Origin of the sequence: Nonomuraea sp. NPDC050383 (assembly GCF_044459125.1) — a bacterium.
Lineage (GTDB): Bacteria > Actinomycetota > Actinomycetes > Streptosporangiales > Streptosporangiaceae > Nonomuraea.
The window spans coordinates 517445-531669 of sequence record NZ_JBITIP010000001.1 but is presented as its reverse complement, the minus strand read 5'-3'; the positions used below and the strand labels follow the sequence as shown (position 1 = coordinate 531669).

General features: G+C 72.1%; 13 protein-coding genes. 7 read left to right on the top strand and 6 right to left on the bottom strand.

The annotated features are described in order from the left end of the window. Nucleotides 1-142: 142 nt before the first annotated feature. Nucleotides 143-595: a hypothetical protein gene (locus ACIBG4_RS02380; protein WP_397200327.1), complete on the bottom strand. Its 453-nt coding sequence runs from the start codon at nucleotides 593-595 to the stop codon at nucleotides 143-145. A 42-nt stretch (nucleotides 596-637) separates the two neighbouring features. Here ACIBG4_RS02380 and ACIBG4_RS02375 point away from each other — a divergent pair, with 42 nt between their 5' ends. Further along, nucleotides 638-1873 carry an IS701 family transposase gene (locus tag ACIBG4_RS02375; protein ID WP_397200689.1) on the top strand — a complete coding sequence of 412 codons (1236 nt, stop codon included), beginning with the start codon at nucleotides 638-640 and terminating at the stop codon, nucleotides 1871-1873. 70 nt (nucleotides 1874-1943) lie between these two features. Then, nucleotides 1944-4574 (top strand): DUF6493 family protein, encoded by a 2631-nt coding sequence (locus tag ACIBG4_RS02370; RefSeq protein ID WP_397200326.1) that lies wholly within the window; start codon nucleotides 1944-1946, stop codon nucleotides 4572-4574. Between the two features lie 44 nt (nucleotides 4575-4618). On the opposite strand, the gene ACIBG4_RS02365 is transcribed toward ACIBG4_RS02370, so the two are convergent. The 3 genes from ACIBG4_RS02365 to ACIBG4_RS02355 are packed head-to-tail and all read right to left on the bottom strand — an operon-like array spanning nucleotide 4619 to nucleotide 7594. Further along, on the bottom strand, nucleotides 4619-5446 hold the full coding sequence (locus tag ACIBG4_RS02365; protein ID WP_397200325.1) for a hypothetical protein: 828 nt from the start codon (nucleotides 5444-5446) through the stop codon (nucleotides 4619-4621). After that, nucleotides 5436-6647, bottom strand: coding sequence for an ATP-grasp domain-containing protein (locus ACIBG4_RS02360; protein ID WP_397200324.1), 1212 nt, complete (start codon nucleotides 6645-6647; stop codon nucleotides 5436-5438). Before ACIBG4_RS02360 ends, ACIBG4_RS02365 begins: the two co-directional genes overlap by 11 nt. Further along, nucleotides 6644-7594, bottom strand: coding sequence for an NAD-dependent epimerase/dehydratase family protein (locus ACIBG4_RS02355; RefSeq protein ID WP_397200323.1), 951 nt, complete (start codon nucleotides 7592-7594; stop codon nucleotides 6644-6646). Before ACIBG4_RS02355 ends, ACIBG4_RS02360 begins: the two co-directional genes overlap by 4 nt. Nucleotides 7595-7747: 153 nt before the next feature. On the opposite strand from ACIBG4_RS02355, the gene ACIBG4_RS02350 reads away from it, so the two are divergent. Genes ACIBG4_RS02350 through ACIBG4_RS02330 form a run of 5 tightly spaced genes read left to right on the top strand, consistent with a single transcriptional unit; the run spans nucleotide 7748 to nucleotide 12854 of the window. Then, nucleotides 7748-8770, top strand: a complete 1023-nt coding sequence (locus ACIBG4_RS02350; protein WP_397200322.1) for a GNAT family N-acetyltransferase — start codon at nucleotides 7748-7750, stop codon at nucleotides 8768-8770. Next, nucleotides 8767-9783 carry a hypothetical protein gene (locus ACIBG4_RS02345; protein ID WP_397200321.1) on the top strand — a complete coding sequence of 339 codons (1017 nt, stop codon included), beginning with the start codon at nucleotides 8767-8769 and terminating at the stop codon, nucleotides 9781-9783. The genes ACIBG4_RS02350 and ACIBG4_RS02345 overlap by 4 nt, the downstream gene beginning before the upstream one ends. Before the next feature lie 25 nt (nucleotides 9784-9808). Beyond that, nucleotides 9809-10630, top strand: a complete 822-nt coding sequence (locus ACIBG4_RS02340; protein WP_397200320.1) for a hypothetical protein — start codon at nucleotides 9809-9811, stop codon at nucleotides 10628-10630. Continuing rightward, nucleotides 10627-11853 carry a hypothetical protein gene (locus tag ACIBG4_RS02335; RefSeq protein WP_397200319.1) on the top strand — a complete coding sequence of 409 codons (1227 nt, stop codon included), beginning with the start codon at nucleotides 10627-10629 and terminating at the stop codon, nucleotides 11851-11853. Before ACIBG4_RS02340 ends, ACIBG4_RS02335 begins: the two co-directional genes overlap by 4 nt. Next, a complete protein-coding gene (locus ACIBG4_RS02330; RefSeq protein ID WP_397200318.1) occupies nucleotides 11850-12854 on the top strand; it encodes a glycosyltransferase family 2 protein in 1005 nt (334 codons plus the stop codon). The genes ACIBG4_RS02335 and ACIBG4_RS02330 overlap by 4 nt, the downstream gene beginning before the upstream one ends. 21 nt (nucleotides 12855-12875) lie before the next feature. Here ACIBG4_RS02330 and ACIBG4_RS02325 read toward each other — a convergent pair whose 3' ends face one another. Continuing rightward, nucleotides 12876-13451, bottom strand: coding sequence for a Uma2 family endonuclease (locus tag ACIBG4_RS02325; protein ID WP_397200317.1), 576 nt, complete (start codon nucleotides 13449-13451; stop codon nucleotides 12876-12878). 58 nt (nucleotides 13452-13509) lie between these two features. After that, nucleotides 13510-14115 carry a hypothetical protein gene (locus ACIBG4_RS02320; protein ID WP_397200316.1) on the bottom strand — a complete coding sequence of 202 codons (606 nt, stop codon included), beginning with the start codon at nucleotides 14113-14115 and terminating at the stop codon, nucleotides 13510-13512. Between the last annotated feature and the right edge of the window lie 110 nt (nucleotides 14116-14225).

Below are 14225 nucleotides of genomic sequence, written 5' to 3'. Positions count from 1 at the left end.
GCGAGCCGGCGTCCCATGCCCGATTGTCGGTGCGGATCCCTAGTACTCCAGCCGTAGTTCGTGATCTTGCGGGTCAGGTGCCAGGTCATGGTCGAGCCGAGCTGGTTCCCGTCTCGATTGGTCCGGCCTGACGCGCTTGCCGTCAGCTGGACTGGTCGGGGGAGGGGGAGCCGGCGCTGTCTGCGTAGAAGCGGCCCTGCTCGCACAGGCCATCGATCTCGAGGTTGTCCTCCCTACTCAGTTGCTCATCCAACGCGCTACTGATGACCCATCGGGCGCGGGCCAGTCGCCGGGGAACATCCCAGTCGAGGATGAAATTGCCGATTGTGTGCTCGTCGGCGGTTCCCAATGCCATGCGGGATCCGAGTTGGTCGAGGGAGACCACGAACTCGTTCAGGTCCTGTAGGACTGCGACGGCCTCGTTGAGGGGTATACGGATCTCTCGGGAGGACATGTCCATCGGCCGACTCAATTCCAAAGCTGGTGCCTGGGCCCCGACCATGATCGTGCTCGCGGGGGCTGTTCTGGAACAGGTGCGGCCACCGGTGATCATCGGTGTGTGAAGACAGAAGATCAGGCGGTGGCCGCGGGTCACAGCATAGATGCTGCCCGCTGGCAGGACATGTTCGAGGCTCTGATGGGTCGCATCGCGGGCCGGTTCGCTCGGGTAGAACCGCGACGTCGGGCCCGTGAGTTGGCGCTCGGGCTGCTCTCGGACCTGCCGCGCAAGAACTGCTGGACGCTCGCTGAGTATGCCGGGGACGCGACACCGGACGGTATGCAGCACTTGCTCGGCCGGGCCAAGTGGGACGCCGACCAGGTACGCGATGACCTGCGTGACTACGTGGTGGAACACCTGCACGACGACCAGGCGGTACTGGTGGTTGACGAGACCGGGGACGTGAAGAAGGGCACGCGCACGGTCGGCGTGCAGCGCCAGTACACGGGCACGGCGGGCCGAATCGAGAATTCCCAGGTCGCCGTCTACCTGGTCTACACCGGTCGGCGCGGGCACGCGGCGGTGGACCGGGAACTGTACGTCCCGTGCTCCTGGACCGAGGATCCCGGCCGTTGCCGGGATACCGGGCTCGGCTCGGACACTGCCTTCGCGACCAAGCCGGAACTGGCCTCCCGCATGATCACCCGGTTCCTGGACGCCGGCCACCAGGCCGCGTGGGTCGCGGGCGACGAGGTCTACGGCGGCAACCCGAAACTGCGGGCCGCGCTGGAAGAACGCGGCACCGGCTACGTGCTGGCCGTGGCCTGCTCTCACGAAGTCACCACCCAGGCCGGGAAGTTCCGGACGGACGCCCTGGCCAGAAAGCTGCCGAAGCGGGCTTGGCAGAAGCTGTCCGCCGGAACGGGCGCAAAGGGACACCGCTTCTACGACTGGGCCGCCACCTATCTCAGCGACCCGGCTCCCGGCAGTCGTCAGCTGCTGATCCGCCGCAGCCGCAGCACCGGCGAACTCGCCTACTACCGCTGCTACGCGCCCCAACCGGTGCCACTGGCCACGCTGGTCCGCGTCGCTGGATCAAGGTGGCGGGTGGAAGAGACATTCCAGTCCGGAAAGGGCTTGGCCGGACTGGACGAGCACCAGGTCCGCCGCTACACGTCCTGGTCCCGATGGGTCACCCTGGCCATGCTCGCCCACGCCTTCCTCGCCGTCGTCCGCGCCGACGAGCACACCCACCGCCCCGCACCCGAGGCCCTCATACCGCTCACCTGCAACGAAATCCAGCGCCTGTTCATCGCACTCGTCATCCGCCCCGTCCACGACGTGGCCCACCGGCTCCGCTGGTCCCACTGGCGACGCCGCCATCAGGCCCGGTCCCAGACCAGTCACTACCGGCGACAAGCCACGCAGGCATGAAGATCACGAACTACGGCTGGAGTACTAGGCTGCGGTCCATGATCGACACCGTGTTGCGCGAGGCACCCGCATGAACGCCGTCCAGGAGCTGCTAGACCGCATTGAGACAGGCTCGGTCGCGGACCTCGTCACCTACCTGAACGGTCTCGGCGACGACGACAAGCGCATGGTCGCCCGGCACCTGCCCGCTCATCTCGGCGAACGCCGGCGCTCCGGGTTCGAGGCCGAACAGCGGATACGCGAGCTGGCCCTGCTCTACCGTCTCGCCGGAGCGGCCTGCCTGGGCGGGGCCGGGCAGGTGGCGGACTGGCTCAACCGGCGTGAGCTGAGCTGGGTGGAGCCGGAGGCCAACGCCGCACACGTCATGTCCGTGCTGAGCGACCGTCCGGAGGAGTGGCGGCGCGACCTGGCCGTACGCCTGGTCCAGCGGCTGCGGCCGACCACCGGTTCGACATGGCGGCGCATACAGGCGCTGGGGAACTGGGACCTGGCCGCGGCGCTGGTGATCGAGACGGGCGCGGAGCCGCCGGAGAACGACGCGTTCGTGTCCGGGTGGGTGTTGCGAAAGGCCGAGCGGCAGCGGGTGAACCCGAACCAGGTGCTCGGCGACGATCGGCTGCTCGATCACATGCTGCCCCGCCTGTTCCAGGTCCAGGGCGTGGCGGACGGGCTGATGTGGGACCGGGGCTGGGGGGAGGGCCCCACCCTCCTCGGGCAGCTCGTCGCGATGGCCGGGGCGGGCCGCATACCGCGTCAGATGCTGCTCGACGGTTGCGTGAGCCGGTTCCTGGCCGGAGCCGACGCGGCCGAGGCGGCCCCCTTCGTCACGCTGTGGCGGGAGCTGGAGCCGGAGGTGGCCGAGATCCCGGTGGCCGACTTCGTGCGGATGCTGCCGTCGGCGTCCTCGCCCGTCGTGCAGCTCGCGCTGGAGGAGTTGCACAGAGCGGAGCCGGCGCTCGATGGGGAGCTGTTCGCCGAAGCGGTCCTGGCGCTGGCGTACCGGCCGGAGAAGAAGTACATGGCGGCCGCGGTGAAGTGGATCGCCGCCGCGTCGCCGTCCAGGGGCGCCCTCGCGGTGGCCGCGCTCGCGCCCGTCTTCCATGTGGACACGCCCGGCCTGCGCGAACGCGCGGTGCGTGTCGCCGTCAAGCTCGCCCCGCACACCGCTGAGCCCGGCAGGGAGGCGATCCGCGAGGCGGCCACCTGGCTGCCCGTCGACCTGCGCGAACGGGTCGCCGCCGCTTTCGGCGCGGTGGAGGAGATCCAGCCGGAGCCCATGGGCGCCGCCACGTTGACCGCGGCGCCGCTGCCCGCGCCGGCCCCGCCCATTTCCTCGGTCGAGGAGCTGGCCGCCGAGCTGGCCGAACCGCTCTGGCCGGAGGTGCCCGCGCGGTTCGAGCGCATCCTCGACGCTCTGGTCAGGCTCACCCACCAGGACCGCGACGCCGTCGTGGCGGGGTTGCAGTCCTGGTGGCGGACGAACTGGCAGCATCCGTTCGACGCGCACACGTACGTGTACGGCATTTCCGGCTTCGACGAGGACATCCGTTCCCTGCTGATGCGTTGTGCGCTGGCCGTCGTCTCGCCCGACGACAGCCGCGCGCTGACCGCGGCGCTGAACGAGAGCAGCCGCCGCTGGCCCAGCTCCGAACCCGCCCCCCAGCGATTCGTCCAGCGGCGTTTCCGCGAGGTCATGTCCCTGTTCGAACGGGGCGAGTCGGTCCCTGTGCTGCTGGCCACTCCGACCTCGCCCACCGGGCACGTCGACGCCGCGACCCTGGTCACGCGCATGGAGGAACTGGGCGGCACCGAGCCGCTGGAGTCCGACTTCCTGCAGGCGCTGCTGCGGTTGCCGCGCCCCGTCGATCCCGGTCTGGTGGCGCGGGCGCGGAAGCTTCCGTCACAGGCGGGCCGGCGGCTGGCTGCCTGCCTGCACGACGGCGGGTTGCCCGAGCCCGTCGTGACGTGGGAGCTGCTGGCCTTCGACCGCCCGGCGCACTACCCGAAGTCACTGCGGGAGGCCCATGCCGGCCTCACGCCGCCCGAGGGAGTCCCGGAGCAGCTCGCCGAGCTGTGGACCCTGAGCCCCAAGCCCGGCTATCCGCTGTTCTCCCGGCACATGGTGTGGTGGCCGCCCAGCATGCCGTCCCACCGTGAGGCCGTCGCGGCCCACGTCCTGGCGTGCCTGCCGTGGGTCATGGACAGCACTGACGGCCAGGTCGAGGTCGTGGCCGCCCTGGCGCACGCCGGCGGGCCCGCGGGCATCGCGACCGCCAGCACGATCGTCATCGGCATGGGGCATCGGCTCCCGGCCCAGCGGGCGCTCGCCGCCGATGCGATCACCACCCTGGCCGCGTACGGTGAGCTGCCGGCGGCCGACCTCGGCCGGGCTGTGGGCCATCTGGTCCGAGGCGAGCAGGTCAAGCTCAATCGGGTCACCGGCGTGCTCGACGAGGTCACGTCGGCCGGGGCGCACGCCGAGGTGCGGGCCGCCCTGGCGGCGGCGATCCCGCTGCTGCTGCCCGGGCCCGGTGAGAAGGCCAAAGCCGGGCTGGGCGAGCTGCTCAAGGTCGCCGTGCGAGCGGCGGAAGCGACCGGGGCGCGGAGCGACATGCCGGGCTTGGCGGACCTGGCCGCGCGCAAGGGCTCAAGCCAGCTGCTCCATCAGGCACGGCGCCTGTATGAGGTGATCGTGACATGATCATCTGTCGGAATGTCGCCAATGACCCGACTCCGGTTCTCCTGTTAGGCGGGCAAGGAGACGATAGGGGTGCCGTGTTCCGGGCAGACGGCGATGGCCGGCGTCCCGGGGTCGTCCGGGACCACGTTCACCAGCATGGGTCTTCGGCGGCGCAGCGCGGTGAACGTCAGCGTCCCCCCGGCCGGGCGGGCGTGGAAGTGCCGCCACAGCAGATGTGTCCTGCCGCAGCCGGGAACGATCGAGGCGAGATAGCCGAGGCGCGGGTCGTGCACGACCGCCGCGTCCCCCGCCCGCACCGGCGCGTCCCCCACCTTGGCGGCCTGGGCGAGGGACAGGCGTTCGACGACGCTGACCCGCACACCCGTCAGCTCCGGCAGGACCGCGTCCAGCGCGGCCCGTTCGCCCACCACGACCGCCCGCCCCGCCTCGGTGGCCAGCCGGAGCGCGGCGGCGTTCAGCGCGTGGCGGCGGCTCTCGTCGACGACCTTGGCGTCCGGGCCGAGCAGCACCCCGTACCTGGGGCCGCGCCAGGCGAACGGCGGCGCGGCGAGGGTGCGCCGGTCGAGCACCGCGGCACGCACCTCCAGCACGGGGGTCCGGCGCGGCGCGCCCGCCAGGGCGAGCGCGTCCCGCAGGTCCGAGCCGTCGCCCGTCCACAGCGACGGCTCCCGGGAGGGGTCGAACGGCAGCGCGAACGGGCACAGCCGGAACAGCTGGCCCGCCAGCGCGGCCGAGGGCGTGGGCTCGGGCTCGTCGAGGGCCCGGCCCGCCGCCACCCACTGGTCCCGGTAGAAGGGCACCCGCCGGAACGCCGTGGAGACGACGCGGCGGTAGGCCCGCTCCCAGCGCGTCGCCGAGAACTCAGCCCGCATCGACGCTGACCCGGACCAGGTCCTCGACGGCGGCCAGCACCTGCGCGACCTCGGCGGCCGACGCCCCGGAGGCCAGCACGTAGCCCAGCTTGGCCCGGCACTCCGTGTACGGCACGACCCGCTCGCCCGGCGAGGCGGTGACCACCACGTCGGCCACGCCGGGCAGCGCCAGCGCGTCCGGCAGGCCGTCCAGCGCCACGAGGGTGCCCGCGGAGGGGGAGCGGAGCATGCGGACGGACGCGTGCCTGGTCCACCGGGGCGAGAGCTCGGGGCGCTCGCCGACGGCCAGCAGGACGGCGGCCGCGACGGTGTCGACGCCGTACATGAGGCCGAGTGCCTCACCCATGCCGTTGCCGCCGATCCTGGCGCCCATCTCGATCAGCACGACGGTGTCGCCGGTGACGAAGAGGTCGAGGTTGAGGGGGCCGTCGGTGTAGCCGACCTCGGCGCAGACCAGTTCGAGCTGCCGCGTGACCTCGCGGGTCAGCGCCTCGTCGCGGGGGGCCATGTCGTGGCCGACGGCGACGACCTGGGGAGCCGCCACCACGCGGTCGCTGAGCCCCAGCAGGGCGACCCTGCCGTCCTGGAGGAACGCCTCACCGCACAGGTCCCGGCCGGTCACCAGCTCCTCGACGATCACGGTCGCCGTGGGGGAGACGGCGGCCGCGGCCTCGACGGCGGCGGCCAGCTCCGACGGGGCCGCGCAGACCGTGATCCCCCGTGAGCTGCCGGAGTCGACGGGCTTGACGATGACGGGGAAGGCGGGGCGGGCCGTGTCGCGCAGGACCTCGGCGGCGGTGCCGCTGACGTAGGCGGGCCCGCCGAGCCCCACCCGTGCGCAGACCTCCCGGAAGTACGCCTTGTCCACCGACGCCCGGAGCGCGGGAGCGTCCGGAGAGGCTCCCCCCGTGGCAGCCGAGAGCCCGCACGGCAGCCCGAGCCGCTCCGTCACCTCGACCAGGGAGGGGAGGTTGATGTCGGTTCCCGGGGCGAGCATGCCGACCACGTCGTCACGGCCGAGCAGCGCGGCCGTCACCGCCTCCACGTCACGGGTGCTGAGGTGCAGGAACTCGTCCGCCTCGCGCACTCCGGGCGCGTCGGCGCGCATGTCGACGCAGATCGTGGCCAGCCCGAGCCGCCGGGCCGCCCGGAAGGAGCTGATCGTTCCGTCCGAGCCGCCCAGGATGACGAGTCGCTTCACGCCGTGGCCACCGCGCCGGGGACGTTCCAGTGGATGCCGCGGTTCTCGATGAACCAGTCCACGGTCCGGGCCATGCCCTCGTCGAGGGAGACGAGCGAGCTGGGCTCGATGCCCACCGACAGGAGCGTCTTGGTCTGGGCCGTGACGGCCGTGTCGGGCGTCTCGCCCGGCCGCATCGGCAGGTCGGCGATGGGCACGCGCGGGTAGCCGCGGGCCTCGCACAGGTCGATGACGAGCTCGGCGACCTCGCGGATGGTGGAGGACGAGGTGGGGCCGACCTCCACGACGTGGTCGAGCACCTCTCCGGCGGCGGCGGTCTCCAGGGCGGAGACGAGCGCCCGCGCCACGTCTCCGACCCAGACCATGTCCGAGACCTGGGTGCCGCCGCCGTACAGCTCGACGGGCATCCCGCTCAGCGCCCGGCAGACGACGGCGGGCGTGATCTTGCGGACCTTGCCGGGGGCGAACGGCGGTGCGGCCTGCTGGCGGGGGCCGTAGGCGTTGACGACCCGGACGTTGTTCACCCTCGTCCCGCGGTGGGCGTTGAACATGCGGACGAAACGCTCCACAGCCGTTTTGGAGATGGAGTAGCTGTTGTCCATCCAGTGATTGCCCACGCAGATGTAGACGCCGGGCAGGTCGTACTGGGCGACCGCTTCCAGGAAGTTGAGCCCGCCCATGAGATTGGTCTCGGCGGCCGGACGCGGATTGGTGATGGTTTCCTGGGTGCCGAGAACGGCCGCTAAATGCACAATTGCATCACAATGGGCAGCTAATTCCGTCATGGTCGTGGCGTCCCGAATGTCGCCTCGCATGACCTCCCAGGGAAGGTCGCGTTCCGCGTGCCCCCTGTGATCGAACACAAGCGGAACGTGGCCGCGCGATGCAAGTTCCTCGCATACATACCGGCCGATGAATCCGTTTCCGCCGGTTACTCCAACCTTCATGCCGTCCCTTGTGTGTGAGTGCACGGTTTGTGGACGCGCATCAAGGGTGTCGGACGCGCACGACGTGATCACTGGAGACATATTCTGCGACAATCGTCACCAAACAACGCTTCGTATCCATCTTGTGATCATTTCGCCATCGAGGGCAACCGAGTGCACCTGGAAGTACTGGACCCCTGCCGCGACCCCGAGCCGCCCGGCTGGGAGGAGTTCCGGCAGGCCGAGGGCCTGACCGCCGTCTGGGCCTACGACGTCATCGCCGCGTCGTCCGAAGGATCATGGGCCCGTCCTCTGCTGGCGGTGTTCCGCGACGGCGGTCGCGTCACCGGCGTGGTCGGCGCCGTCTACCTCGGCCTGCGATTACCGAACTCCCCTCGCGCCCCGCGCCGCCGCCGGGAGCCGATCCTGCTCGACGTCCGCCTGCCGGCCCACTCCAACGGGCCGACCTGGCACTTCGCCGGCGACCTGTCGCCGGAGACCCGCGCCCGGCTGCTCCGGCAGTTCGAGCGCGCGGCGCGGCGCCACCTCGGATGGGGGCTCGCCGGCGTGGTGTACCGCATGGTGACCGACCCCTGCGTTCCCCTCGTCGCCCGCCGGGGCGCGCTCACCCGGGAGTCTCCGGGCAGCACGGTCATGCCGCTGCGCTGGTCGTCGGTGGAGGGATGGCTCGGCTCCCTCAGCAAGAATCGCAGGAAGTCGCTGCGCCGCCAGATCGCGACCGTCGCCGGGGCCGCCGATCTGACCGTCCTGGAGGGCGGCGGGCAGACCGACCTGGACCCGGTGGAGATGGCCGAGCTGAATCTCCGGCACACGGCCCGGCTGGCGGCCCGCCTCGACCCCCGGGCGCCGCTGCCCGCCGCCTACTTCGCCAGCCTGCTCCGGCGCGACGACGTTCGCGTCATCTCCTATCGCGAGGAAAAACGGCTCCTGGCCTTCGCGCTCGTCTACGACCATCCGACCTCACCGGTGAGCGGACCGTGGGCGGCGTTGCGGCCGGAGGAGGGCGGCCGCAAGGACCTCTACTTCGACACCCACGTGCGGATCGTCCGGCAGGCGATGGAAGCGGGCGCCAAGCAGGTGCTCTTCGGCCGGGGCCGGGTGGACGTCAAGCAGTCGATGGGCTTCGAGTACGTCCCGATGTCCGTCGTCGCCGTCCCCCGGTGGGCGATGGGATGAGCCTCACACTGCAGATCATCGACCCGCGCGAGGACCCCGAGCCCGCCGGCTGGGAGCGCCTGCGCACCGCGGCCGGCCAGTGCGTCACCTGGCGCTACGACCTGCTGCGGGCCTACGCCTGGGCCGCACAGGCGCCCGTCCTCCTGACGGTCCTGCGCGAGGACGGGGTCGCGGTCGGCGCCGTGTCCGCGTCCCTGCGCGGCCTCCGGCCCCGCCGAGGGCTCTACGCCGGCCGCCGCGAACCGGCGGGGATCCTCGACGTCCACGCGCCGGGCAACCGCTCCCAGAAGGGATGGTGGTTCGCCGGCGACCTCGATCCGGAACGGCGGCGCGAGCTGCTGCGCGGCTACGTCAGCGGCGTCCGCCGGGAGCTGGGCGCGGGCTGGCGGAGCTTCGTGTGGCGGGAGGTGTCGCCCGGCGAGCCCGCGCTGCTGCCCGGCCGGGTCCGGGTCAACCTGCCGACCGAGCCGCTCGCCCGGCTGGCCACCCCGCGGACCGGCATCGACGACTGGTACGCCCGGCTCGACCGCGCCCGCCGCGACTCGCTCAGACGGCGCGCCAGGGGCTTCTCCGCCGATCCCGGCCTGTCGGTCCAGGTGGGGCCGGCTCGCGAGCTGGTCACCGGTTCGGAGGCCGCCGCGCTGCGCGCCGAGAACGACCTCAAACACCGCAACAGGCTCTTCCCGCTCGCCCCGCTGCCGCTGCCCTACCTCGAAGCCCTGGTCGGCGGCGACGAGGTCGTGGCGATCGCCTACCGCGACGGCGGCGGGCGGCTCCTCGGCCTGTCCCTGATCCTGGACCACCCTCGATGGCCGGTGTGCCTGAGCTGGGGCGCCCTCCCCCCGGAGGACGGCGGGCGCAAGCACCTCTACTTCGACGGCTATGTCCGGATGGTCGAGTGGGCCATCGGCGCCGGCAAGACCGGGCTGGTGCTGGGCAAGGGGCAGGCGGAGGCCAAGAGGGACCTCGGTGCGGAGCTCGTTCCCTCCTCCGCGCTGGCCGTACCGCTCTGACACCCCTCCGACCTTGGACACTCTCGTGACATGCGTGCAATGCGGGCACCCGTATCCGTCGCTGATCAGGCGGCGCCTGCGGCCGGCCCGATACTCCTGCCGCTCCTGCGGCGCGGTGTTCCCGCCCGGCGCGAGCCCAGCCGCGCGCTCCGCCGTCGGCCCGGCCGCCGGCCGTGAGCCGCCCGCGGCGCCGCAGGGCGATCCGCTGGCGGCGTTCATGCCCGCCCGCATGGTCCGCTGGGTGCGCGAGGAAGCCGGGCAGGCACCGGTCCCCGACGCGCCGGACCGGGCCACGCTCGCGCGTTGGTACAAGGACTTCGACGCCCTCGTCGCCGCCGCCCGTACCTCGGCCGAGGCTCGGGCCGCCCTCGAACGGGTCAGCGAGGTCCCCCTCGACCTGCTGCCCGCCAAGCCTCCGGCCTTCTCCAAGGTGTGCGCCGCGCTGCACGCGACCTGCTACGACGCCGGGCTCGCCGCGTCCAGGCTGGCCGGGCAGGATCCGGTCCTCGTCGCCGAACGGGTCGGCCACCTGCGCCGCTGGCTCGCCACCGCGGGCCGGTCCACCACCTGGCTGGAGGCGCCGCTGGCGCCCGCGCCCGCCGCCGAGTCGGTCGAGGAGCTGCTGACGCCGCCCGAGTCGTTCACCACGGAGCAGGTCCGGGCCCTGTTCTGCGCGCTGTTCGGCGTGGACAAGGGGCCGTCGGTGCCGGGCGTGCGCGACCGGTTCGGCGACGACCGCATCCGCGAGGCCCTGCTCGCCTACCTGAGGACGGGCGCCCGTCCCCTGCGCGACGCCGTCGCGGCCGACCTGGCGGCCGATCCGGCAGCCGGCGCGGGCGCCCCGTGACCGCCGCCGCGTCCCACAGCATCGGCCCCCGTCGCCTGCTGACGCTGCTGGGCGGTCGCGCCACCTTCCGCCTCCTGCTGTACGGCTCCGCGGGCGTGCTGGTCGCCGCGTGGAGCCGCGAGGACTTCAACGCGTACGCGGCCGCGGTGGGTGCCGTGGGCTGGCTCTGCATGGTGGTCCAGTCGGGCCCGGAGAAGGCGGCGCTGACCCTCATCCCGCGGGCCCGCCGTACCCGTGACCACATCACCGGGATGCTGCGCGCCGTCGTCGCCCGCGGACCGCTGCCGTTCACCGCGGCGGCCGTGGCCGGACTCGTCCTCGCGCCGCACTCGACCGTCACGATCTACCTGCTGGCCGTCGCGTACTACGTCTCCCTCGGCTGCGGCATGCTCGGCGTGGCCCTGCACCGCGCCCTGGGCAGGTACACCCGGGACACCGCCCACTTCTCGCTCCTCGGCCTCGGCATGATCGGCATGGCCGGCCTGGCGTTCACCTCGCATCTCCGGCCGGCCGGATACCTGGCCGGGCTGCTGGTACTGGTCACGGTGCTGAACCTGGCCCTGCTGCGCGGGCTGCCGGCCGGGGCCCGGGACCGCCCAGAAGTGCGGACGGCCGGACCGCCGCGCCGGACGTTGCGCGGCATCGTGGCCGGCACGGTGATGCTGATGGGCGCGGTCGACGTGATGGGCAACGCCATGGTCGGCACGCTGTTCGTGGAGCTGTCGCTCACCTCCCACGCGGACCAGAGCGGCGACTTCTACATGATGATCCTCGTCTGGGGCTTCGCCACGTCCGTGCTCTACACGCTGCAGCGGATCTACCAGCCCAGGCTGGCGCTCCGGACGGGCTCGTCCGGCGCCGGGCAGGTGCGCGAGCTCGCGCGGCGCGTCGCCCTGCTGTCCGTCTGGATCGGCGGCGCCTGGCTGGTGGTCGCGGGGACGGCCCTCGCCGGCGGACTGGCCGGGACCCGCTCGCTGGTCGCGCTCGGCGGGCTGCTGGCCTCGCTGCTCCCCGTCAACGCGCTGGCGGGCTTCGCGGTCTTCCTGCTGGAGAACACCGGCAAGGCCGGGCTGCGCGCCTGCGCGAAGGCGGTCGTCATGTCCTGGGCCGTGGTGGCCGTGCTGGGCGCACTGGTGATCCCGTTCGCGGGGGCGGCCGGTGCGGTGTACGCGCTCGGAGCGCAGGGATTCGTGCTGGGAACGATGCTGGGGAGGCGGATGTGAAGACCGGGTTGACCGTGCTGGTGCCGTGCTTCAACGAGGGCGAGCAGGTGGAGGTCGCCCACAGGGAGCTGGTCGGCGCGCTCAGGGAGATCGACGAGCTGGAGATCCTCTTCGTCGACGACGGCAGCACCGACGACTCCCTCGACCGGATCCGCCGCCTGGCGCGGACGGACCCGCGCGTGCGGTACCTGTCCTTCACCCGCAACTTCGGCATCGACGCGGTCATGGCCGCCGGGTTCCGGTACGCGGGCCAGCCGTGGACCGTCCAGTGCGACGCCGACCTCCAGGTGCCGCCCGAGGAGATCTGGACTCTGCTCGCCAAGGCCGAGGAGGGCTACGACGTGGTGTTCGGCGAGCGGCGTGGCCGGCGCGACCCGCTGGTCCGCAGGGGCGGCTCGGCGGGCCTGCACTGGGCGGCCCGGCGCGTCTTCGGCATCGACATGCCCAGGGGCGCCTCCACCTTCAGGCTGGTGCGCACCGGCGTGGCCCGCACGATCACCGACCTGCGGCTGCCCTGGTTCATCCCGGCGGTGCCGCTCGTCGGCGCCCGGTACGCGGTCGCGCCGGTCACGCACCGGCCCAGGACGGCGGGCCGCTCCCGGCTCCGCCTGGCGCGGCTGGCCGCGCACTCCTTCGAGCTGTTCTTCGGCTTCTCCTTACGACCGCTCAACGCGGTGTACGCGGCGGCCGTGCTCGGCGGCGCGCTCGCCCTGGCGCTCGCGGTGCCGGCGTACGCCGGTGCGGAGGCCGGGCACCTCGTCGCGGCGACCCAGCTCCTGCTCAGCGGGCTGAGCCTGGCGGCGCTGGCGCTGGTGGGACGCTACCTCCACCGCCTGCTTCGCGACACCGGACGCCTGCGGCCGTATTTCGTCCGGGACGCCAACCTGGCGCTGCGCCCCGAGGACACGCTCACCGGCGGCCTGCCCGGCCCTCCTCCTCCCGGCCGTACCCCGGGCCTCGCGGCGGACGAGAGCGTGCCGAGCCGGACGGGGAGGGAATGACCGGACGCACCGGGGCGGCGGTCAGCCGATGACGCGCGCGAGGTCGAGGTCGATGTCCACCTCGAAGCCGATGAAGGTCTCCAGGCGCTTGCGGTGGATGCCGGTCGGGACGTACGCCTTGACGGCCGGCTCCAGCTCGAACGTGTAGACCACGGGCTGGTCGTTCTCCTCCTCCACCCGCCAGAAGTACCTGATGCCCGCGTTGGAGTACTTGCTGGGTTTGGTGGTGCGGTCCCTCTCCTGGGACTCCTGGGAGACGACCTCGACAACGAGATCGACGTCTTCCGGCTTGAAGGTCGTGACCTTGTTCATGAACGCCGCTCGCCTGACGAGAAGGATGTCCGGCTCGGGGCGCTGGCGCAGGCCGAGCGTTACCGCCATCTCCCTGGCGACGACGAACTCGGGCGGGGGCTTGAGCGCATGTTCGAGCAGCCGAAGCGTGAGCATGTGGAAACCGGTCTGCGGTGACATCATGACGAGCGACCCATCGATCAGCTCGACGTGCGGGGGCGCGTCGGGGGGGAGACGATCGAGCATGTCGGCGGTCCAGCCACCAGGAGGGCCGGGGTAGAACCACTCCGGAAAGGCTGTGCTCATCGTCGTGCCTCCTCGCAGAGCTTACGCCGCGGAACGATTATGCCACCTAGAGTAATCGTCAGGAGTGGTCTTCGCGTCGTTCCGTGGAGCGGCGGTAGAGGTGGTCGATCTCGTCCAGCGGGTCCGGGATGCCGCGGCGCGCCTCGATCTCCAGGTCCGTGCGGACGTGCAGGTCGTCGATGCCGGCCGAGGCGTGCTGGACCTGGTGGCCGAGCAGGTCGGCGCGGATGCGGGCGCACATCGCCGTCAGCTTCGCCTGGTGCTCCCGGAGCTTGCCGAGCGTGACGTGGTCCACGTACGCGGACACGCGCAGCTGCTGGGCGTACATGCCGAGCTGGGCGTCGTGCACGTCGGCCTGCCGTGACAAGTCGGCCAGGAGCTGCGGCAGATCGCCGAGGCCCCAGCCCTGCTGCTGGGCGGTCTGCACCGCCTGGCGGGTCAGCGACACCTCGCGCCGCAGGTCCAGCCGGAGCCGCTCGACCTCGGCCGCCTCTCCGGCGCCCATGGCGTTGACGTGGGTGGTCAGCCGGGTCGTCGCCTGCTTCGCCGTGACCGCGGCCTTGCGGCCCAGCTTGATCAGGAAGTACACGCCGACACCGGTCACCAGCAGCAGGAAGGCCAGGATCGCCAGCACGATGATAAGGACCTCGCCGATCGTGTCCACCTCCCGCTCGCGGTTCTCCCTTCGAGGATAGTGCGCCGGAGGCGCGGACGAGGAAAAGAGGCGCAGCGGATAACCAAGCAAGCTCTTGATTGGCAACCGGAGGCTGTGGT

Bases quoted from the DNA above. Each gene is read 5' to 3' on its own strand.
- ACIBG4_RS02375 (WP_397200689.1), top strand. From the start codon at position 638: ATGGGTCGCATCGCGGGCCGGTTCGCTCGGGTAGAACCGCGACGTCGG.
- ACIBG4_RS02370 (WP_397200326.1), top strand. From the start codon at position 1,944: ATGAACGCCGTCCAGGAGCTGCTAGACCGCATTGAGACAGGCTCGGTC.
- ACIBG4_RS02365 (WP_397200325.1), bottom strand. From the start codon at position 5,446: ATGCGGGCTGAGTTCTCGGCGACGCGCTGGGAGCGGGCCTACCGCCGC.
- ACIBG4_RS02355 (WP_397200323.1), bottom strand. From the start codon at position 7,594: ATGAAGGTTGGAGTAACCGGCGGAAACGGATTCATCGGCCGGTATGTA.
- ACIBG4_RS02345 (WP_397200321.1), top strand. From the start codon at position 8,767: ATGAGCCTCACACTGCAGATCATCGACCCGCGCGAGGACCCCGAGCCC.
- ACIBG4_RS02325 (WP_397200317.1), bottom strand. From the start codon at position 13,451: ATGAGCACAGCCTTTCCGGAGTGGTTCTACCCCGGCCCTCCTGGTGGC.